The 19,231-nt window shown below is 67.2% G+C and carries 18 protein-coding genes and 1 riboswitch; of the genes, 3 read left to right on the top strand and 15 right to left on the bottom strand.

Features of this window, described 5'->3' with window-relative positions; translation table 11 throughout:
- Positions 1-10: 10 nt before the first annotated feature.
- The 11 genes from ACSVDO_RS07775 to ACSVDO_RS07725 form a co-directional block, all read right to left on the bottom strand.
- The gene (locus ACSVDO_RS07775) at positions 11-1,513 is read right to left on the bottom strand and encodes a cobyric acid synthase (protein WP_489595706.1); all 1,503 of its coding nucleotides are present in this window, start codon (positions 1,511-1,513) and stop codon (positions 11-13) included.
- The gene (locus tag ACSVDO_RS07770) at positions 1,510-2,538 is read right to left on the bottom strand and encodes an aminotransferase class I/II-fold pyridoxal phosphate-dependent enzyme (protein WP_489595705.1); all 1,029 of its coding nucleotides are present in this window, start codon (positions 2,536-2,538) and stop codon (positions 1,510-1,512) included. Before ACSVDO_RS07770 ends, ACSVDO_RS07775 begins: the two co-directional genes overlap by 4 nt.
- On the bottom strand, positions 2,525-3,496 hold the full coding sequence (gene cbiB, locus ACSVDO_RS07765; protein WP_489596357.1) for an adenosylcobinamide-phosphate synthase CbiB: 972 nt from the start codon (positions 3,494-3,496) through the stop codon (positions 2,525-2,527). Before cbiB ends, ACSVDO_RS07770 begins: the two co-directional genes overlap by 14 nt.
- Positions 3,496-4,212, bottom strand: coding sequence for a 5,6-dimethylbenzimidazole synthase (gene bluB / locus ACSVDO_RS07760; protein ID WP_489595703.1), 717 nt, complete (start codon positions 4,210-4,212; stop codon positions 3,496-3,498). Before bluB ends, cbiB begins: the two co-directional genes overlap by 1 nt.
- Before the next feature lie 53 nt (positions 4,213-4,265).
- The gene (cobO, locus tag ACSVDO_RS07755; protein ID WP_489595701.1) at positions 4,266-4,835 is read right to left on the bottom strand and encodes a cob(I)yrinic acid a,c-diamide adenosyltransferase; all 570 of its coding nucleotides are present in this window, start codon (positions 4,833-4,835) and stop codon (positions 4,266-4,268) included.
- Between the two features lie 59 nt (positions 4,836-4,894).
- A complete protein-coding gene (locus ACSVDO_RS07750) occupies positions 4,895-5,677 on the bottom strand; it encodes an ABC transporter ATP-binding protein (protein ID WP_489595699.1) in 783 nt (260 codons plus the stop codon).
- Entirely contained in the window at positions 5,674-6,687 is a 1,014-nt protein-coding gene (locus tag ACSVDO_RS07745) for a FecCD family ABC transporter permease (protein WP_489595698.1), read from the bottom strand. Before ACSVDO_RS07745 ends, ACSVDO_RS07750 begins: the two co-directional genes overlap by 4 nt.
- The gene (locus ACSVDO_RS07740) at positions 6,684-7,559 is read right to left on the bottom strand and encodes an ABC transporter substrate-binding protein (protein ID WP_332534356.1); all 876 of its coding nucleotides are present in this window, start codon (positions 7,557-7,559) and stop codon (positions 6,684-6,686) included. Before ACSVDO_RS07740 ends, ACSVDO_RS07745 begins: the two co-directional genes overlap by 4 nt.
- A 68-nt stretch (positions 7,560-7,627) precedes the next feature.
- Positions 7,628-8,197, bottom strand: a complete 570-nt coding sequence (locus ACSVDO_RS07735) for a bifunctional adenosylcobinamide kinase/adenosylcobinamide-phosphate guanylyltransferase (RefSeq protein ID WP_489595696.1) — start codon at positions 8,195-8,197, stop codon at positions 7,628-7,630.
- The gene (locus ACSVDO_RS07730) at positions 8,194-9,612 is read right to left on the bottom strand and encodes a cobyrinic acid a,c-diamide synthase CobB (RefSeq protein ID WP_489595694.1); all 1,419 of its coding nucleotides are present in this window, start codon (positions 9,610-9,612) and stop codon (positions 8,194-8,196) included. The genes ACSVDO_RS07735 and ACSVDO_RS07730 overlap by 4 nt, the downstream gene beginning before the upstream one ends.
- The gene (locus ACSVDO_RS07725) at positions 9,594-11,450 is read right to left on the bottom strand and encodes a TonB-dependent receptor domain-containing protein (RefSeq protein ID WP_489595692.1); all 1,857 of its coding nucleotides are present in this window, start codon (positions 11,448-11,450) and stop codon (positions 9,594-9,596) included. The genes ACSVDO_RS07730 and ACSVDO_RS07725 overlap by 19 nt, the downstream gene beginning before the upstream one ends.
- A 77-nt stretch (positions 11,451-11,527) precedes the next feature.
- Positions 11,528-11,765: riboswitch (cobalamin riboswitch) on the bottom strand.
- 128 nt (positions 11,766-11,893) lie between these two features.
- On the opposite strand from ACSVDO_RS07725, the gene ACSVDO_RS07720 reads away from it, so the two are divergent.
- The 3 genes from ACSVDO_RS07720 to ACSVDO_RS07710 all read left to right on the top strand — a co-directional run bounded on the left by ACSVDO_RS07720 (position 11,894) and on the right by ACSVDO_RS07710 (position 13,684).
- Positions 11,894-12,109, top strand: a complete 216-nt coding sequence (locus ACSVDO_RS07720) for a DUF904 domain-containing protein (protein WP_213301761.1) — start codon at positions 11,894-11,896, stop codon at positions 12,107-12,109.
- On the top strand, positions 12,106-12,477 hold the full coding sequence (locus tag ACSVDO_RS07715; RefSeq protein ID WP_489595690.1) for a cell division protein ZapA: 372 nt from the start codon (positions 12,106-12,108) through the stop codon (positions 12,475-12,477). The genes ACSVDO_RS07720 and ACSVDO_RS07715 overlap by 4 nt, the downstream gene beginning before the upstream one ends.
- Positions 12,478-12,901: 424 nt before the next feature.
- Complete coding sequence (locus tag ACSVDO_RS07710; protein WP_332534458.1) at positions 12,902-13,684, top strand: YoaK family protein; 783 nt, start codon at positions 12,902-12,904, stop codon at positions 13,682-13,684.
- A 99-nt stretch (positions 13,685-13,783) separates the two neighbouring features.
- Here the strand turns inward: ACSVDO_RS07710 and ACSVDO_RS07705 are convergent, their stop codons facing one another.
- From ACSVDO_RS07705 to ACSVDO_RS07690, 4 genes are all read right to left on the bottom strand, one after another.
- On the bottom strand, positions 13,784-14,359 hold the full coding sequence (locus ACSVDO_RS07705; protein WP_489595688.1) for a hypothetical protein: 576 nt from the start codon (positions 14,357-14,359) through the stop codon (positions 13,784-13,786).
- 102 nt (positions 14,360-14,461) lie between these two features.
- Positions 14,462-14,680, bottom strand: coding sequence for a CsbD family protein (locus ACSVDO_RS07700; RefSeq protein WP_332534366.1), 219 nt, complete (start codon positions 14,678-14,680; stop codon positions 14,462-14,464).
- Positions 14,681-15,243: 563 nt separating this feature from the next.
- Complete coding sequence (locus ACSVDO_RS07695) at positions 15,244-17,733, bottom strand: putative bifunctional diguanylate cyclase/phosphodiesterase (protein WP_489595686.1); 2,490 nt, start codon at positions 17,731-17,733, stop codon at positions 15,244-15,246.
- The gene (locus ACSVDO_RS07690) at positions 17,730-19,019 is read right to left on the bottom strand and encodes a cyclic di-GMP phosphodiesterase (protein WP_489595685.1); all 1,290 of its coding nucleotides are present in this window, start codon (positions 19,017-19,019) and stop codon (positions 17,730-17,732) included. The genes ACSVDO_RS07695 and ACSVDO_RS07690 overlap by 4 nt, the downstream gene beginning before the upstream one ends.
- Positions 19,020-19,231 lie beyond the last annotated feature (212 nt).

Here is a 19,231-nt window from a genome sequence, read left to right as displayed (position 1 = left end):
AGGATTGCTTTCAGGCCGGCTGCGGCGAAAACCACTGGTCCACGCCGGCAGCGAGCCGCTCGAACACGCTGTCCAGCGTAGGAGCGCTCGCGCCAAGCAGGGCTTGCACGACAGCGGCGTTTTCAAACATGCCATGCCAGTAGCTGCCCAGAATGCGGCCTTCGGCGCCTTGCCAGACCAGGCCGGGCACGAGTTCATGCACGCCCTGGCCAGCGGCCACCATGTCGTCGCGCACGCGCGTGCGGCCATGGTGGATTTCATAGACCTGCATTTCCACGCCCGACAGCGCCTGCCAGGGCGCATCGAGCGCCGGCATGCGCACTGCAGCGCGCAGCAGCCGCTTGTCGAGGTCGAACACCGTGACCAGCGGCAGCAGCCCCAGACCGGCCTCATTGCCGTCGACGCCGTGCAGATCGATCAAGGCTTCGCCCAGCATCTGCAGGCCGCCGCAGATGCCCCAGAGCCGCCCGCCCTGCGCGACATGGGCCGTGAGCGCCGCGTCCAGCCCCTGGCGGCGCAGCCAGCGCAGGTCGCTGGCCGTGGCCTTGGAGCCCGGAAGAATCACCCAGTCGGCGCCCTGCAGCTGGGCCGGGCTGCGCGCCCACACCAGGCGCACGCCGGGCACGTTGATCAAGGGCTGGAACTCGTCGAGATTGCTCGCGCGCGGATAGGCGACCACGGCCACCGTGGTGTGCACCACGGCGCCGGCGTCGAGGTCGTCGGCGCCCGCGTCATACACCCCATCTTCCTCGGGCAAGCCATGGCGTGCGAGCCTGGGAATGGTCGCCACGACGGGCACGCCGGTCAGATCCTGCAGCATCTGCGGGCCGGGAGCGAGCAGGCGCGCGTCGCCGCGGAACTTGTTGAGCACGAAGCCGCGTATCAGCGCCTGCTCCTCGGCGGGCAACAGCGCCCAGGTGCCGTACAGATGCGCGAACGCGCCGCCGCGATCGATGTCGCTGACCAGCAGGCAATGCGCCTGCGCATGGCGCGCGACGCGCATGTTGACCACATCGCTGCTGTGCAGATTGATTTCGGCGGGCGAGCCCGCGCCTTCGATGATCACCACATCGTTCTCGCTGCGCAGCGCGTCCAGCGCCTGGGCGATGCGCGGCCAGACATGGGCGCTGCGCTCGCGCCAGGGCAGCTGCGTGAGCGCGCTGTCGACCTGGCCCAGCATCACCACCTGGCTGCGCATGTCGGCTTCGGGCTTGAGCAGCAGCGGGTTCATGCGCACGTCGGGCGCACAGCCCGCGGCCAGCGCCTGCAGGTACTGCGCCGTGCCCATCTCGCCCCAGGCGTCGCCTGCGGCCGGCACCACGCGCGCATGATTGCTCATGTTCTGCGCCTTGAACGGCGCGACCTTGAAGCCCTGGTTGCGGTACCAGCGGCACAGCGCCGTGGTGACCCAGCTCTTGCCCGCACCGCTGCTGGTGCCCAGCACCATCACGCACAGCGCGGGACGTTGGCCCGGCGTGGGCAGGGGAAGCGAAGTGCTTGTCGAGGAGTTCATGGTGTGTTCCTGATGGATTGCGCAGCGCGCCAGGCCTGGGCCAGCGCCTGCTGCGACGCCGGAGGCAGCACCCCCAGCCGTACCGCTGCGCGCAGGCCGAAGCTCGCCGCGTCGCGCAGTTTGATGCCGTGTTCGCTGCGCAGCCAGGCCAGGCGCGCGGCCATGCCCGCATGCTCGGCGCGCGGCCAGCGCGCGACAAAATAATTCGCCAGGCTGCCTGGCTCCACATGCCAGCCCAGCGCCGCACACAGATCGATCTGCGCGGCCTTCCACTGCGCGAGCTGGATGCGGCTGCGCGCTATCCACTGCTGCACGGCGGGCGTGGTCCAGGCTTCGAGCAGGGCCACGCCATGCGCGCCCACGACCCACGATGGCGCGAGCGCCTGCAGTGCGGCGATGTGCGCTTCGGCGCCTTCGGGCGCGAGCGCATAGGCGGCGCGCACCCCCGTCATGCCCAGCACCTTGTTGGGCGTCCAGACCTGCCAGACACCGGCGGCTGCGGCGCTTGGCTGCCCGTCCAGGCGCAGCGGCTGGTAGGCGCAGTCGAGCACGCGCAGATCGGCGCCTGTGCCGTTATCCGCCTGCCAGCGCGCCAGCGCGGGATCGGCCTGGCCCAGCGGGCTCGAAGGTTCGCAGGCCCAGTGCAGCGCGCGCGCTTGCATTGCGCCGCTGTCGCGTTCGCACGCCAGCCCCCAGACGCGCGCCGCCTGCGCATAGTCGCCATAGCTGTGCGCGGGCAGCACCGCGCGCTGCAGTCCCAGGCGCGCCGCATGGGCGCTGATGCGGAAAATGAACTCGCTGGCGCTGCCCGCGAGCACGACACGTTGCGCGGTCACGCCATGGAAATCGCCCAGCCGCTGGCGCAGCGCGCCATAGGCGGGATCGGGATACTGCTGGGAATGCGCGGACTGCAAGGCATCCAATGCCTGCGGACAGGGACCGCAGGCATTGCGATTTGTCGAAAAATCGTGCGCCGGCACGCCCAGCGCATCGGTACCGCCATGGCAGTTTTCAAGCATTTGCATACCCATGGATCGCGGCCAGCACGGCCAGCCCGCCCAGCAGATGCACTGCGCGGCGCGTGAGCCGCAAGGCCTGGGCCGTATGTCGCGCTTCGGGCGCCGGGCCCGCGGCATGCAGCACGTAGGAGCCGGGCTTGCCCAGGCGTACATCAAGCGCCAGCGCCAGCGCGGCCATGGGCCAGCCGCCGTTGGGCGAAGGCGTGCGCCCGCTTTCGCGCCACAGCCGCACGGGCGACAGCCCGCCCGCGGCCAGTGCAATCAGCGCCGCGGTGATGCGCGCCGGAATCCACGACAGCAGATCGTCGGCGCGCGCGGCCCATTTTCCGCCCCATTGCCAGTGCCGACCGCCACGCCATCCGGGGTAGCCCCACATCGCATCGGCGGTATTGGCAAAGCGGTACAGCGCCGCGCCGGGCAGGCCCAGCAAGGCAAACCAGAACAGCGGCGCAATCACCGAATCATTGAGGTTTTCGGCCAGTGTCTCGAGCGCGCTTTCACGCACTTGCGCTTCGCTCAGCTGCGCGACATCGCGGCTCACCAGCCACGACAGCCGCTCGCGCCCGGCCGCGAGCGACTGCTGCAGCGCCGTCTCGACGGCCTGCACCTCGGTCTGCAGCATGCGCCAGGCAAACAGCGGCTTGAGCAGCAGCGCGAGCAGCGCAAGCGCCAGCCACGGCGACAGCGCCAGCAGCAGCGACTGCAGCGCCGCATACAGCGCGCTCACCAGCAGCGCACCCAGCGTCCAGGCCAGCGCTCCGCGCGCAAAGGCGCCGCGGCCCTGGTGCCAGTCGCCAGGCGCGATGGCCTTGTCGGCGGCTACCCAACGCCCGCTCCAGGCGAGGAAATGGCCCATGGCCACCACCGGGTGCAGTCGCGCGGGCGGCTCGCCCAGGACACGGTCTACGGCCAGCGCCAGCAGCGCCGCCGCCGTGACCATGAGCCACCACGGCCCCGCATCCATCAGCACGGATCGCCCGGAGCCGTCCGGCCCCAGGTCTCATCGAACAGCATGTCGGCCAGCGCCGCACGCTGCGCCCATTTTTCCTGCTGCAGCATGGGCTCGGCATAGAACGCCGGCACCGGGCCCAGGCACAGCACGGCCAGCGGGCGGCTGCCTTCGGGCATATTCAGCAGCGCGGCCAGCGCGACCGGATCGAACAGCGACACCCAGCCCATTCCCAGGCCTTCGGCGCGTGCCGCGAGCCACAGGTTCTGGATCGCGCAGGCCGCCGAGGCGACGTCCATCTCGGGCAGCGTGCGCCGGCCGAACACATGCTGCTCGCGGCCCGGCGGCATGGCCAGCACCAGCACCTCAGCCGCATCGAGCACGCCCTGGACCTTGAGCCGCATGAAGTCGCTTTCGCGTTCGCCCAGCGCCTGGGCCGTGCACTGGCGCTCGGCTTCGACCAGCGCATGGATGCGCTCGCGCATAGCGCGCTCGCGCACGCGGATGAAGCGCCAGGGCTGCATGAAACCGACGCTGGGCGCATGGTGGGCGGCGCGCAGCAGGCGCAGCAGCACATCCTCGGCCACCGTGCCGCCGCTGAAATGGCGCATGTCGCGGCGTTCGTGGATGGCGCGATAGACCGCGGCGCGGTCGGGTGCATCAAAAGGCACAGCGGCCAGCGTGGCGCCGGGCAGATCTGCGGCGTTGGCCGGGCCTGGAATGGGGGTCATGGTGGGGCCGTTTCTTCAAGCCAATCGGTCAGACCATTGTCCGCTCGGCGCCATCAGTCTTCAATGCCGCGTTGCGCGGGAACACCCGCCTGGAACGCATGCTTGACCAGCGTCATTTCGGTCACCGTGTCGGCAATCTCTATGATCTCGGGCGGGCAGCGCCGGCCCGTGAGCACCACATGCACTTCGCGCGGCCGCTCGCGCAGCGTCTGCAGCACGGGCTCGAGCGGCAGCCAGCCGTAGATCAGCGGGTAGGTGATCTCGTCGAGCACCACCATGAAATGCGCGCCCGACAGGATGGCGGCGCGCGCACGCTCCCAGCCTTCGCGCGCGAGCTGGGCCGAATGCTCCTGGTCCTGGCTTTTCCAGCTGAAGCCGTCGCCCAGACCTTCGATGGGCATGCCCAGCTGCTCGAACATGCGGTGCTCGCCAAAGCGCGCCGTGGGCACTTTCATGAACTGGAAGATCTTGACGGACTTGCCGCGGCCGTGGGCGCGCAGCGCCAGGCCGAACGCCGCCGTGCTCTTGCCCTTGCCATTGCCGGTATTGACCAGCACCAGGCCGCGGCGTTCGCCTTCGGGCTTGGTATAGGGCTTTTCGGTCGGGGCTTGTTCGATTTCCATGGAAGATACTTTCAACGAAGTGGGATGGCCGGGGACGCGGCCCCGGGAGAAAAATTCCATCAGCGCGGCGCGGGCAGGCGCGGCAGCGCCACCCATTGGCCGTCGATGGCGCGCACCTGTATGCGGTCGTCGAACACCTGTTCGAGCGCACGGTGGGTCGCGGCGTCGGCGCAGCCGCCCTGGTGCAGCACGCGGCCTTGCGCGATCACCACCAGTTCCTGGGCCTGCAGCGCCATGGAGACTTCATGCAGCACGCTGACCACCGTCGTGCCCTGGGCGACGAGTTCCTGCACGCATTGCAGCCAGTCGGTCTGGTGCGGCGGGTCGAGGTTGGCCAGGGGCTCGTCCATCAGCAGCACCTGGGCCTGCACGGCAAGCGCGCGCGCCAGCAGCACGCGCTGGCGCTCCCCGCCCGAAAGCTGGCCCAGGCTGCGCGCGCGCCAGTCCCAGCTCTGCGTGCGGCGCAGCGCCTGCTCCACGGCCGCATGGTCGAGTGCCGACGGCGCACCCAGCCAGGACTGGTGCGGCAGCCGGCCCAGCATCGCGACGTCATAGACCGACATATCGCCCGCCGCGGCCTGGTTCTGCCCCAGCCAGGCCATGGTGCGCGCGCGCGCACGGCCGTTCCAAGCGTGCAGTTCTCGGCCCTGCAGCAGCACCCTGCCCTTCTCATGGCCCATGCCCGCGAGCGCGCGCAACAGCGTCGATTTGCCCGCGCCGTTGGGCCCGACGATGCTGGTCCAGCGCCCCGCGGGCAGGCGCAGCGCCAGCTCATGCAGCACCTGCTGGCCGCCCAGCGCCACGCAGAGGCTTTCGGTTTCGAGCGCCCAGGCTTGTGTCATGAAAGCTCCCGCACATTGCGTCTGTGCATCAGCCACAGCAGATAGGTGCCGCCGAGCACGGCCGTGAGCACGCCCACGGGCAGCTCCTGCGGCGCGATCAGCCAGCGCGCCAGCAGATCGGCGCCCAGCAGCAGCACCGCGCCCATGCCCGCGCTCAGCAGCAGCAGCCAGCCGTGCATGGCGCGCACCAGCGAGCGCACCAGATGCGGCGCGGCCAGGCCGACGAAAGCAATCAGCCCGGTCTGCGCGACGGCCGTGCCCGTGGCCAGCGCCATCACCACGATCAGCAGCAAGCGCAGCGGCGCCAGCGGCAGCCCCAGGCTCAGCGCCGTTGATTCGCCCAGCGCCAGGCCGTCGAGCACACGGCTCAGCGACCAGGCGAGCAGTACCACCAGCGCCAGCACTGCAGCCATGAGAGCGCACGCGCCCCAGCCGACAAACGAAGTGCTGCCCAGCATGAAGGACTGCATGGCCTGCATGATTTCGGGTGACAACATCAGCACCATCGACGAGGCCGCGCCCAGCACCACGCCCACGACCACACCCGCGAGCAGCAGGCGCATGGTGTTGTGCGCGCCCTTGGCAAGCAGCAGCGTCAGCAGCACCGCGCCCACGGCGCCGGCGAACGCCGCGCCGGTGATGCCCAGGCGCAGCAGGCCTTGCAACGCGAACGGCGAGACGCCCAGCGCGGCCATGGCCAGCGCCACGCCCAACGAGGCGCCCGAAGCGCTGCCCAGAAGATAGGGGTCGGCAAGAGGATTGCGGAACACGCCCTGGGCGACCGCGCCCGCAAGGCCCAGCAAGGCGCCCGCGAGCCAGGCGCCCACGGTGCGCGGCAGGCGGATATCGCGCACGATCTGCCAGGCCAGCGGGTCGGCGTCGGGCGCAGCCAGGCGCCAGACGCTTTCCCAGCCGGTGCTGCCCACGCCAGCGCCCAGCAGCAGCAGCAACAGGCTGGCCAGCAGCAGCGCCAGCGCGAGCCAGGCCGGGCGCAGCGGGTTGGCGCTCATGGATAGACCTTCTGCACGCAGCGCGCCATGGCCATCGCTGCCTCGGCAATGCGCGGGCCGGGGCGTATCACGAGGTCGGCTTCGGCGCCGGCGAAACGGCAGATGCGACCCGACTGCATCGCGCGCAGCGCCGACCAGCCGGGATAGGGCTCGCGGCTTTCGCCCAGACTGCGCACCCCGCCCATCAGCAGATCGGGGTCGGCGCGCACCACGTATTCGGGATTGAGGCGCGGAAACGGCCCCAAGGCCGCGGGCACGATGTTGACCAGCCCCAGCCGGGCCAGCGTCTCGCCGATGAAGGAATTCTCGCCCGCGGCAAACGGCCCGCGGCTGGCTTCGAAGTACACGCGCTGGCCGCGCGCCTGCGCGGGCATGGCGCGCGCGGCTTCGGCCAGGCCCTGCTCCATGCGCGCCCAGACCGGCTCGGCGCCCTGGGGCAGCGCAAGCATCGTCGCGAGCGTGCGCAGAACGCCATGCACTTCGGCATGGGTGCGCGGCTCCAGCGCGATCACCTTGAGGCCCAGCGCCTCCAGACGCCCAATGGCGCGCGAAGCAACCGAAATCAGCACCACGTCCGGGCGCAGCGCCAGCACGGCTTCGATGTTCGGCTCGAGATTGCCGCCCAGGCGCGGCAGATGGGCCAGCGCGGGCGGCCAGGTGGTGTAGCGGTCCACGCCCACGATGCGCGTGCACGCGCCCAGCGCGCAGACCGATTCGGCCAGCGAGGGCAGCAGGCTCACGATGCGCTGCGGCGGCGCGGCCAGCTGCACCGCCCTGCCGCGCGCGTCGGTGAGCGTGATCGCCGCTGCGGCGGGCGCAGACGACACCTGGGCATTCGCTGCCATGCCGGGCAGCGAGGCGCTCAGCAGCATGGCAGCCAATATTGCAGATTTGAACGATGCCGCGATCTTCTTCACTGCATGTAAGCTAGTTTGAGCTGTCATTTTTCGCCCTTGAGCACCAGCGGCAGTCCGGCGCACATGAGCGTCGCGTGGCTGCAGGCCGCGGCCACGCGCTGGTTGAGCACGCCCAGCGCGTCGACAAACGCGCGCACTTCGCGGCCCAAAGGAATCACGCCCAGGCCGATCTCGTTGCCCACGATCACCACGGGCCCGGAAGCGTGCGCGAGCGCATCAACGAACGCATCGGCCTGCTCGGCCCAGGTCTGCGCCCCAGGCAAATGGGCATTCATGGGCATCATCCAGTTGGTGAGCCACATGGTGAGACAGTCGATGACCAGCAGGCAGTCGGGCCGGCTGCGTTCGCGCAGCGCCGACGCCAGGTCCAGCGGCACTTCGATGGTGCCCAGGCCCGGAACGCGCGCGGCGCGGTCGTGCTGGTGGCGCGCGATGCGCGCCGCCATTTCAGCGTCATAGGCCTGGCCCGTGGCCAGCAGCCAGGCACTGTGCGCGGGCGACTGCGCAATCCATTCCTGGGCCAGGTTTTCGGCGCGGCGCGACTTGCCGCTTTTCTGCCCGCCCAGGATCAATTCGCTGCGCGCTGTCGTCATGCGTCCACCTCCCCGTCTTGCCCGTCGGCCCGCGCGCCCAGCAGCGCAGCGATGGCGCGCGGGTGCGAGGCGAACCAGGCATGGAAAAAACTCGCGTGCAGGCTGCCATGGCGGTACAGCCACTCGCCATTGTCCGCTCCCGGCGCTTCATCGGGCCGGTGGCTGCGGCCCAGCGGCGTCGCCGCGCTGTCCAGCCGCGCGTAGTGGAAAGTGTGGCCGCGCAGCGTGCCCCAGGGCGTGGTCAGTTGCTGCATTCCCAGGCCGGCCAGGCGCTTTTGCATCTGCGCCCTGCCCGGCATCAGCCCCCACAGCGGCGCCCAGCTGCCATCGGCGGTGGTAATGCCTTCGCTGAGCGCGAGCATGCCGCCGCACTCGGCCCAGATCGCCTTGCCCGCGCGCCAATGGGCCAGGATGTCGGCCTGCAGGGCGCTGTTCGCGACCAGGCGCGCGGCATGCAGCTCGGGGTAGCCGCCGGGCAACCACAGCGCGTCGCATGCGGGCAGGCGCTCACCGGCCAGCGGCGAGAACATGCGCAGCTCGGCGCCCAGCGCGCGCAGGCATTCAAGATTCGCGGGGTAGACAAAGCTGAACGCCGCATCGTGCGCCACCGCAATCACACGGCCCGCGAGCCACGGGCCCAGGGCTTCGGGCTGATCGGCGGCGGGCAGCGCGGGCGGCGCAAACTCCACCGCCCATTGCTGCCAGTCCTGCCAGCTGCGCTGGCCCAGCGGCGTGGCGGCCAGCGCATCGGCCGCGGCGTCCAGCCGCTGCATGCCGTCAGTGAGTTCGTGCGCCGCGACCAGGCCCAGATGGCGCTGGGGCAGCAGCGCCGCGGCGCCCGACGCGGGCTGGGCCTTGGCATCGGCGCTGATGCGCTGCACCGCGCCCTGCCACAGGCTGTCCGCGCGCACGCCGGCCTGCAGCAGCTGCGCATGGCGCGCACTCGCCACGCGGTTGGCGAGCACGCCAGCCCAGCGCAGCCCCGGCTCGAAATGCTGCAGCCCATGGGCCAGCGCGCCCAGCGTGGCCGACATGCCCGAAGCGTCTATCACCGCGAGCACGGGAATGTCCAGCAGCCGCGCGAGATCGGCCGCGCTGGGGCTGCCGTCGAACAGGCCCATCACGCCTTCGATCAGGATCAGGTCGGCGCTGCACGCGGCCGCGTGCAGGCGCGCGCGCGCATCGGCCTCGCCCGTCATCCACAGGTCCAGAGAATGGACCGGCGCGCCGCTGGCGAGCTGGTGCCAGTGCGGATCGAGATAGTCCGGGCCGCATTTGAAGACCTGCACGCGCCGGCCCTGGCGCGTGTGCAGCCGCGCCAGCGCGGCGGTGAGCGTGGTCTTGCCCTGGCCCGACGCGGGCGCGGTGATCAGCAGCGCGGGGCAGCGCACGGAATTCAAGGTGTGGGAGTCCATTGCAGGCTCACGAAGAAGCGCCGGCCTTCGGTGGCGTAGGTGGCGGCGGTCTCATAGTGTTTGTCGAACGCATTGTCCAGGCGCGCGAGCAGCTTCCAGTCGCGCGCGAGCGTCTTGCTCGCCGAGAGATTCCACAGCGCATAGCCGCCCAGCACCTTGGTGTTGGCCGCGTCGTCGAAGCGGCGCGCGCTCCACTGCACATCGGCACCCCATTGCCAGCCCGCGATCCGGCGGCTTGCGCCCAGCGTGCCGAACTGTCTGGCGCGGCGCGTGAGGTACAGGCCGGTGGCGCCGTCCTTGGCCGAATTGAAGTCGAGCGCGCCATGCCAGCGCACGCCCAGCGCCTGGGTCGCGGCGGCCAGCGTCAGGCCCTGGTATTCGGCCTGGGCGACGCTCACGTAGCAGCCCTGCGCGCTCGCGCAGCCGCGCGCGCCGGCCTGATACGACACCTGGTCGCTCACGCGGTTGCGATAGGCCGTGGCCGAGAATTCATTTTGCTGCGCGCGGTAGCGCAGACCCAGCTCGAGGTTGCGGCCGTTTTCGGGCGTCAGGCTGGCCGTGCCGTAATTGCTGAAGCGCTGGTAAAGCGTGGGCGCGCGAAACGCCGTGGCCGCTGCGGCCGTAGCGCGCCATTGCGGCGTGAGGTCGTAGCCGTAGGCCAGGCTGCCGGTTTGCTTGCCACCGAACTCGCTGTCGCTGTCGTGGCGCAGCTGCGCCTGCAGATGCTGCTTGCCCGCATGCCACTGGTAGCCCAGCGCCAGCGCGTTCTGCGCGCGCTCGCGATCCACAGGCGCATTCTGCAGCGCGTCTTCGCGGCGCTCCAGCGTCGCCGAGAAGGTCTGCGCGCCCAGGCGCCACTGGTTCTGCCAGGACATGCCGCGCAGCTGCGTGGTGCTCAGATAGGCCGTGGGCGTGGTCTCGTAGCGATCCTCGGACGCATTGAGCGCGAGCACGCTGCTCCAGCGCTCGCTCCACTGCGCGCTCCACTCCATGCCCGCGGCATGCATGCGGTGCAGGCTGCGGTCATCGACGCCCGGCCGGGTGCTGTTGTCGTAACCCGCGTCGATGTCGCTGGCCAGCAGCGAAGCGCGCAGTTGGTGCTGGTCATTGATGCGCCAGCCCAGCCGCGCCGCGCCCGACAGGCTCTTGTAGCCATCGCGGTCGGCATTGCGGCTGGGGCGCACATCGAAGCCGTCGCTGCGTTCGCCGGCGATGTCCAGCGCATAGTCCCAGGCCTTGTCTTCGCCGCCCACGCCGCTGACGCCGGCCTGGGCGCGCCGCGTGCCGTTCGAGCCCAGGCCCACCGACACCGACGGCGTGAACGCCTGCTCGGCACGGCGCGTGAAGATCTGCACCACGCCGCCGATCGCGTCGGAACCGTAGATGGCCGCGGCCGGGCCGCGCAGCACTTCGATGCGATCGATCATGGCCAGCGGAATGCTTTCCCAGGTCGGGCCGCCGCTGCCGCTTTGCGAGGAAAAGCGGATTCCGTCGATATAGACCGCCGTATAGGCGGTATCGGCGCCGCGCAGCATGACGCTGGTGGTATTGCCCAGGCCGCCGTTGCGCACCATCTGGATGCCCGGCAGGCGCGCGAGCACATCGGCCAGACCGGTCGCGCCGCTGGCCTCTATGGTCGCGCGGTCGATGACGGACATGTCGGCCAGCAGCTGCTGCGCGGACTGGGGTGCGCGCGCGGCCGTGACCACGGTCGTCGTGCTCTGGGTTTCGGCCAGCGGCTGGGCCTGCACGCCGGGGAAAACAGCCGACAAGGCCAGGGCCAGAACGCAGGGGCGCACGCACAAGGGCGCGGCAGCGCCGGAAGAAGGGTAAAACATGAGTATCAACGTGAAGGCACCCGGCGCCGACCTTCCCGTCAGCTATGGGTCAAAGCAATCCGTGTCGCGGGCGACGGCGGACCACACCTCGTTGGCCGGTATCCGGGCTGGGCGGAGCACACTCTTGCAAGCCTTCCCAGCGCAGCGCCAGTGGCAAGTAAAGAAGAGCCGAGCATCGCAAAAACACTCATCCGCTGACCGTTGCGGGGGCAGCGCAGGCACGGAACATCCGCATCGCGGCGACTCCTCCCTGCTTCCCGTTGAACTGCGCGCCCGGGAGCCAAGCGCACGAGCACCAACGGCGGTGATTGTATCCGCGCCCGCTTTCCATGGGCCGGCCCTGCCGTTTTGTAGGACGACGGAGAATTTGCGGCGCCATCCAGCGCCTTCGCTACTGTTTCTTACGCATATCCCGGGCTACAAGTTCTACAATCAGCGAGTCTATGTCTGCCCAGTCACCCCTCGACCTTATTTCCGACCGCGTGGAGCGACTTCTGTTGCGCCACGAGGAGCTTCAGCGCACCAATGCCCTGCTGGCCGAGCAGGTCGCTGCACTGACCCAGGAGCGCGATTCGCTGCGCTCGCGCCTGAGCGCCGCGCGTGCGCGCGTCGATGCGCTGATCGAACGCCTGCCCAGCAACGAGGGAGCCGGCATATGAAGCAACTTGATGTCCAGATCCTGCACCAAAGCTATCTGCTGACCTGCCCCGAAGGCCACGAGGAGCGCTTGCTCGAAGCCGTGTCCCGCGTCAACGACACCATGGCCCGCATCCGCGATGCGGGCAAGGTGCGCTCGCGCGAGCGTGTGGCGGTGCTGGCAGCGCTCAACATGGCGTTCGACATCGTGACCGCCGAGCGCGCCCCCGCGCCCGAGCCTGTCGAGCAGCCCGCTGAGGTCGAAGAAGATCCGGCGGCCGCCGACGCCTGGGCCCAGGCCATGATCCAGCAGCAGGCCGACGCGCAGCGCATCGTGGCCCTGCTCGAACGCCTCGACCAGGCGCTCGAGGCCGACGCACAATTACTGTAAAAAATCGGCCCGGCCGCGCCCAGCTCCGCGCATCCGCACTACAATGAAAGCGTCTGCGAATCTGCCGGGCTTTATATTTCCTTGAACCAATGCTCATTGAGCCCGGGCTTGGTACATCGCTTGATGAGCGTGATCGTCTCGCGTTAGATGAACCCAACGTCAAGCTGCCCTTGCCCCCCTGAACCCCGGTTCAGGATGCCGGTCCGGTGTTTCGCAGACACCTTATTTCTTGTGCAAGTTGCGAGCGTTCATCGCCGCCGCCAGTGACTTGCACAGCTGTTTTGAATTGAATTTGCCCGCTGATGCGGGCTTTTTCATTTTCGCCCCCGTTGCGGCAGCGGGCTGGCCCGCTGGTCGAGGCCCGCCAAGCGGTCAGCTGCAAGCGCAGGGCGCATTTCGCAAAAACAGGTCCGTGGAGCTTCCTATGCGCAGACTTCGCCATCTCACCAATCGCCACCGTGCACGTTCCACCAATCTGGCCCTGGGGTGGCTGCTGGCGTTCAATGCGGGGGCGGTCAATGCAGGCGGATTTCTGGTGCTGCACATGTACACCTCGCACATGACGGGTTTTGCCTCGCAATTGGCAGACGGCCTGGTGCTGGAAAACGGCAAGCTGCTGCTCAATGCGCTGGGCGCCATCTTGTCTTTCATGACAGGCGCCGCCGTGTGCGCGGTGCTGGTCAACTGGGGACGCCAGCGCCAACACTATAGCGTCTATGCCCTGCCCTTGATGCTCGAGGCGCTGATGCTGCTGCCTTTCGGCATCATGGGCGCGGCGACGCTTGCCTGGAACACGCCGTTTGCCGTTCCGCTCACCGTGCTGCTGCTGTCCTTCATGATGGGCCTGCAAAATGCCGTGGGCTCCAAGACGTCGGGCGGAAGCACGCGCACCACCCATATGACGGGCAACTTCACCGATCTGGGCATGGAACTGGGCAAGATGCTTTTCTGGCGACGCCACGCCGGCACAGCGCTGGCCGACGCCCAAGCGGTAAGGCACGACTGGACGCGCATGCGCACCTGCGCCGGGCTCATAGGCATGTTCGTGCTCGGCAGCCTCGCCGGCGCACTCGGGTTCAAGCACATCGGCTTCTTCTGTGTCGTTCCGCTGGCGGCACTGCTGCTCGCACTCTCCGTGCCGCCTTTCCTGCGCGACGCCAGGCGCTCGAGCATGCGGCTCGCGGACTTCTTGAAAGCCAGCGATTGATTTCAGGCGCAAAAAAACCGCAGTTCCCGTGAGAGAACTGCGGCTTGCGTGCATCAGCCCGGGGCCCGCAATACGGGCCCGCAGAGCTGCTGGAGCCTGTTATTGGCCGTGGACGCGCTTGGCGTCGGCCACGCACTTGTCCTTGGCATCGCCGCTCAGAGCATCGCAACGCTCACGCGCTGCCTTGTATTCGGCTTCACGCACGTTCTGGTTCGCATCCTTGCGCGCTTCCGACACGTCGGCAGCCTTCTTGGCGGGGGCTACGTTGGTCTCGGCGCGCGCATCCGCAACCTTGGCGGCTTCCAGCGCCTTCACATGCTCAGCCTTGGCATCCTTGACGCAGACATCCTTGGGGTTGCCCTTCAGGTCATCGCATTTTTCCTTGGCGACGTCATAGGCGGCATCCGCCTTGGCCTTGGCCAGGTTGTGGCGATGGCGCTCGCTGGCATCGCCGCGGTAGTCGAGTTCAGCTTCGGCGACCTTTTCACGGCCCTTGGCTTCTTTCTCGCAGACATCCTTGGCATTTCCCATCAGGGATTTGCATTGTGCTTTCGCTGCCTTGTAATCAGCGCTGATCTGATCCTTGGCCGCCTTGTGCTCAGCGGGCGTCATGGCGAACACCGACGACATGCAGGCAACGGCGCAAACGGCGGTCAGTTTTTGTTTGAAGTTCATGATTATCTCCCTGTATTTTTAACGCGCAGTCATGGGCAATGGAATCAACTCTTGAAAACCATGCGCGACTGCATTGGACAAGCTCGTGGACGGCGAGAACCGTTATTTATCGAAACGGAAGTCGGGATTGCGCTTTTCCCATTCCTTCAGTTGCGTTTCGGCTTCATCCTTCAGAATGCCTTGTCGCTCCTGGATCTTGCCGATGAACTGATCTCGCTTGCCGGCAATGACGTCAAGATCATCATCAGTGAGCTTGCCCCACTGCTCGCGGATCTTGCCCTTGAATTGTTTCCAATTTCCTGCAATTCGATCTTCGTTCATAAAAAATCCTTTTTTTATCTAAGCAGGCCGCAATTGCTGCCTGCTGATTTTCAAACACATTCACCAGAAAGCGAAATGTGTATTTAATGTATATCGCCTTCTCGAGCTGACTTGTGGGATAGGAAGTTTTATGCCAGTCGGCTTAGGCCTACACGAAACAAGCATGGCAATCAAAAATAAAAAGCGATAGCATTTATTAATTCAACGTTTTATGTACACGCGAAATTAATATCGTCGCAAGAAAGTGTATCGATACACATCATTAACTTGCGCGCATTTTCATTCTGAAACCAATTCAGCAAGAAAAGCCGGCCAGCAGGCCGCAGCGCCACTGCGAACGGGCTGCAAAAGCGTGGTCGCCTGTGCCCCAACCTGCGCCCGCTGGACCATGCGGCAGGCGACGGTGCAAGGCGCACCGTGCACGGCTTCTGGAGTGGCCAACCCCCGCAAGACTTGTGGTCGAGGTCAGGCGCGGCCGGCGAGGCGCGGCCGGCAAGGCGCGGCCGGCGAGGCGCATTGCCTGCGCCTGGCACAACGACGCAGCAAATTCCTTCCGGCCGCTCCTACTGGCGGCCCGAACTTCCGCTTTGCAGGCCCAGCCCCTGGCCCGGGACCGCGCCCGCATGCCAGTCATCCTCGCCCAGCACGCCCTGCTCGCGCATGCGCGCGCCGAAGGCTTCGGCCGGCAGTCCGGGAGAGCACAGAAAGCCCTGGAAGAAATGGCAATGCAGATCGCGCAGGCAGTCGCGCTGCTCGCTGGTCTCCACGCCTTCGGCAACCACTTCCGTGCCCAGCGCCTTGCCCAGACTGATGATGGCGCTGACGATGGCGCGATCGCCTTGATCGTGCGGCAGGCCGCGCACAAACGACTGATCGATCTTGATCTTGGCGATAGGCAGCTTCTTAAGATAGCCCAGGCTCGAGTAACCCGTGCCGAAATCGTCGATCACCAGGCCCACGCCCAGGTCGGCGATGGCGCGCACACGCGCCGCCATTTCCTGCGCATCCTGCAGCAGGATGCTTTCCGTGAGCTCGAGTTCGAGCAGGTGCGACGGCAAGCCATGGCGCAGCAGCAACTGCTGCAGCCGCTCGACGAAATCGGTCTGGCGGAACTCCAGCGCCGAGACATTGACCGACACCTTGAGCGGCAGACCCTGGTCGCTCCAGTGCACGGCTTCGCGGATCGACTGCTCGAGCACCCAGGCGCCTAGCGTCACGATGTAGCCCGACTCTTCGGCCATGGGAATGAACACCGCGGGCGAAACCACGCCGAATTCGGGGTCGGTCCAGCGCAGCAGCGCCTCGGCTCCCATGATGCGGTTGCTGCCGATATGCACCTGCGGCTGGAAATAGACGGCCATACGGTTGTGCTCGAGCGCCTGGCGCATCGCGTGTTCGAGCTTCATGCGCGACAGCAGGCCCGAGTTCATCTGCGGCTGGTAGAAGCTGTAATGGCCGCGGCCGCGCTCCTTGACGCGGTACATCGCGGTATCCGCCTGCATGATCAACTCGTCCAGCGTGTGGCCGTGGCTGGGGTACTGGGCCACGCCGATGCTGCACTGCACCGAGAACCCCAGTCCATCAAGCAGGAAAGGATGCAGCATTTCACCCAGGATGCGCTGCGAGACGCTGGCCGCCAAGGCCTCGTCGCAGCCTTGCAGATAGAGCACGAACTCGTCACCGCCCAGACGGCTGAGCATGTCGGCCGAGCGCAGGCAGGCCTGCAGACGCTCGGCGACCAGCTTGAGCACGCGGTCGCCGAACTGATGGCCCAGCGAATCATTGATGATCTTGAAATGGTCCAGATCGATGAACAGGATGGCGAACACTTCGTGTGTATCCGCGGCGCGCTCTATGGCCTCGCCCACATGCGCTGCCAGGCTCAGACGGTTGGGCAGGCCGGTGAGCGCGTCGCTGAAGGCCAGCTCCTCGATGCGTTGCTGGGCCTGCTGCTGCTGCGTCAGATCGCGCATGAAGCCTATCGTCTGGAAGACCACGTTGCTCGCATCGCGCAGTGCCACCCATGACAGGCGCACGGGGCAGCGCTGGCCCGCGCCCTGCTCCAGCCAGAGGTTGCCCTGCCAGAAGCCCCCGGTGCTCCACTCCTGTTGCGCGGCCGCATACCAGTTGGGGGGCGTGCTGCTGCCGAAAAGATCGCGCACGTTGCGCCCCGCGCAATTGCGCTCGCCCATCAGCCGCCGGCAGGCGGGGTTGGCGCGCACCAGGCGGTGTTCAGCGTCGGCAATGAAAATCGCGTCCAGGCTGCAGTCGAACACCCGCGCCGCGAGCTCCAGCCCGGCCTGCACTTCCACTTCGCGCGTGATGTCGCGAAAGGTATGGATACGTCCTATCGGCGCGCCCCGCTTGAGCTGGGGCACGGAGCGCCGCTCGATGATCTGCCCGCCATCGAGCGCCAGCACATCGGTGCTTTCGAGCAGGGGCTGGCGGTGCAGCTCCTGCAGACGCAACGCATAGCCTTCGCGGTCAATCACCTTGCCGGCCATGTAGTCGAGAATGCTCGCGTCGTTGCGCTCCACCAGCATGTCACGGGGCAACCCCCAGATGGTCGCCAGCCGGTGATTGAAAGCGCGTATGCCGCCGTCCTGGCTGCAGACCAGCATTCCGTCAGCCGTCGAATCTAGCGTCGCACGCAGATCGGACAGCAGCGCTTCGAGTTCGTTCTCGTTGCGTGCCTGCTCGCTGCGGTCGAGCATGCTGAGCATCAGCCACCCCGCCGCGCCGCCCGAGGGGAAAGCGATGCGCTCGACGCGCTGCTCGACCGGACGCAGCACGCCATCGCGGCACAGCACCTGGGTCAGCGTCTGCGAACCGGTACGCCATTGGTTCGCGTCTTCCCAAAGACACAGATCCTGGGGCGTGGCCGCAAGCGCCTGCACGGGCATGCCCTGCATGGTCTCGCGGTCATAGGCCGTGAGCTTCTCGGCCGCACGATTGGCGAAACGTATGCTGAGCGTTTCTTCGTCGATCAGCCAGACCGCCTCCAACAGCGCATCGAGCGTCTGATGCCAGAGGGCTTCGAACGACTGGCTCATGGTGTCGCTGCCTTCGGGCTGCAAGGCTCCACGGCGCGTTCGAAAAAGTAGCAGATGCGTTGTCTGGGCGAAAGATAGCTCAGTGCCTCGCGCGGCAGTTGGTCCGGTCGCAGGCTGCGCCGTATGCCGATTTCCTCGAACATCTCGAGGTCCAGCGGCAGCGCCTGCGCCAGCGGCACCTGCGCGTCATAGACCAGCACCTGCGGCTTGAGCGGACGCGAGCTGTTGACCGAAACGACCATTGCGAAGCGTCCGTCCGCGAGCTGCACCACCGAGCCCGGCGGGTACACGCCCATCATGCGGATGAAAGCTTTCAGAATGGTCGGATCGAAGCGCTCGCGTTGCTGGGCATAGAGCACGGACAGGGCTTCATGGGGCGTCTGCCCTTCCTGCGCGTGTTCGGGGTTGCAAAGGCGGTCGTAGGAATTGACCAGGCACAGCACCTTGCCCGCAGCGCTCAGGTCTTCGCCTATCAGATGCAGCGGAAAGCCGCTGCCGTCGACAAACTCATGGTGCTGGGCCATGGCCGTGAGCACGTCGCTCGACACGCCCATGCCCATCGCCAGCGCCACCGAATCGCCGACATGATTCTCATACTGCGCACGCGGCGGCGGCGCCGCGCCCGGCTTGGAATCCTTGCCTATGTCATGCAGCAGCGCCGCAAGGCCCAGTTCGTACAGATCCGCCGCGTTCATGTCCAGCGCGCGGCCCAGCAAGAGGCACAGCACCGTCACGTTGACCGGGTGTTCGGACTGGCGGTGGCCCGAGCTTTCGGACAGCAGGCGTATCACCAGATCACCGGTGGGCAACACGTCCTGGAGATAGCCCTGGACCATGCCGTGGCTCTTGGCGAGAGCCTGCTCGGGCTGCGCGGCCGCGCAGTTGAACACCTGCATGTATTCGCGTGCCGCGGCGCGAAAGCGCTCATCGCAACGCTGCCACAGTGGCGGCAGCCCATGCAGGGGCAGCTCCGGCTCGGCGGGCGGCGACTGCGCAAGCGCCGCGTCCTGCGACTCGGCGCCTTCGCTCCCCAGTGCCAACCGCTCTCCCCGGGCCGACGCCGCGTCGTCATCGTCCGCCGTCTCTGTATCGAAGGAAGCGATCTCGCTGCGCGCAGGAAAATAGCGGATAACCTCAAGCCCCAGCGCCTTGACGGTCTGGAGCTGGCTATCGGAAACAATGCGAAAGCTGTTGACGGGAAAGGGATGGCGCATCCAGCCGACTTCCAGCTGGATGTACATGCCTACACGCAAGGCATTCGGATTGATCAGGACAGAGGAATTCACTGGTGAAAGCGATACAGTACAAAAGGTTGCACAACTGTCCAATTGTTTCGGCCATTATCGCCACTTCTTGAGGCCATGCATGCGTTCTCCAGGTCCGCTGGGCTTTTTTGCAGGCCTTGGTAGCGATAACAGCTTGCCACTCGGCAGGCGCTTTTAACATGGGACAAAACCCACTCCACTGAAATTGGATAAGGCCCGCTCAGGCCCCTGGC

The sequence above is a fragment of the Comamonas sp. DB36 genome, from assembly GCF_057914905.1.
Note: the sequence above shows the minus strand (reverse complement) of the source record. Positions and strands in the feature narration are given on the sequence as shown.

Bases quoted from the DNA above. Each gene is read 5' to 3' on its own strand.
- cobO (WP_489595701.1), bottom strand. From the start codon at position 4,835: ATGGAAATCGAACAAGCCCCGACCGAAAAGCCCTATACCAAGCCCGAA.
- cbiB (WP_489596357.1), bottom strand. From the start codon at position 3,496: ATGGATGCGGGGCCGTGGTGGCTCATGGTCACGGCGGCGGCGCTGCTG.
- ACSVDO_RS07775 (WP_489595706.1), bottom strand. From the start codon at position 1,513: ATGAACTCCTCGACAAGCACTTCGCTTCCCCTGCCCACGCCGGGCCAA.
- ACSVDO_RS07725 (WP_489595692.1), bottom strand. From the start codon at position 11,450: ATGTTTTACCCTTCTTCCGGCGCTGCCGCGCCCTTGTGCGTGCGCCCC.
- ACSVDO_RS07715 (WP_489595690.1), top strand. From the start codon at position 12,106: ATGAAGCAACTTGATGTCCAGATCCTGCACCAAAGCTATCTGCTGACC.
- ACSVDO_RS07735 (WP_489595696.1), bottom strand. From the start codon at position 8,197: ATGACGACAGCGCGCAGCGAATTGATCCTGGGCGGGCAGAAAAGCGGC.
- ACSVDO_RS07720 (WP_213301761.1), top strand. From the start codon at position 11,894: ATGTCTGCCCAGTCACCCCTCGACCTTATTTCCGACCGCGTGGAGCGA.
- ACSVDO_RS07705 (WP_489595688.1), bottom strand. From the start codon at position 14,359: ATGAACTTCAAACAAAAACTGACCGCCGTTTGCGCCGTTGCCTGCATG.
- ACSVDO_RS07695 (WP_489595686.1), bottom strand. From the start codon at position 17,733: ATGAGCCAGTCGTTCGAAGCCCTCTGGCATCAGACGCTCGATGCGCTG.
- ACSVDO_RS07750 (WP_489595699.1), bottom strand. From the start codon at position 5,677: ATGACACAAGCCTGGGCGCTCGAAACCGAAAGCCTCTGCGTGGCGCTG.
- ACSVDO_RS07740 (WP_332534356.1), bottom strand. From the start codon at position 7,559: ATGCTGCTGAGCGCCTCGCTGCCCGGCATGGCAGCGAATGCCCAGGTG.
- bluB (WP_489595703.1), bottom strand. From the start codon at position 4,212: ATGACCCCCATTCCAGGCCCGGCCAACGCCGCAGATCTGCCCGGCGCC.
- ACSVDO_RS07710 (WP_332534458.1), top strand. From the start codon at position 12,902: ATGCGCAGACTTCGCCATCTCACCAATCGCCACCGTGCACGTTCCACC.
- ACSVDO_RS07700 (WP_332534366.1), bottom strand. From the start codon at position 14,680: ATGAACGAAGATCGAATTGCAGGAAATTGGAAACAATTCAAGGGCAAG.
- ACSVDO_RS07770 (WP_489595705.1), bottom strand. From the start codon at position 2,538: ATGCAAATGCTTGAAAACTGCCATGGCGGTACCGATGCGCTGGGCGTG.
- ACSVDO_RS07730 (WP_489595694.1), bottom strand. From the start codon at position 9,612: ATGGACTCCCACACCTTGAATTCCGTGCGCTGCCCCGCGCTGCTGATC.
- ACSVDO_RS07745 (WP_489595698.1), bottom strand. From the start codon at position 6,687: ATGAGCGCCAACCCGCTGCGCCCGGCCTGGCTCGCGCTGGCGCTGCTG.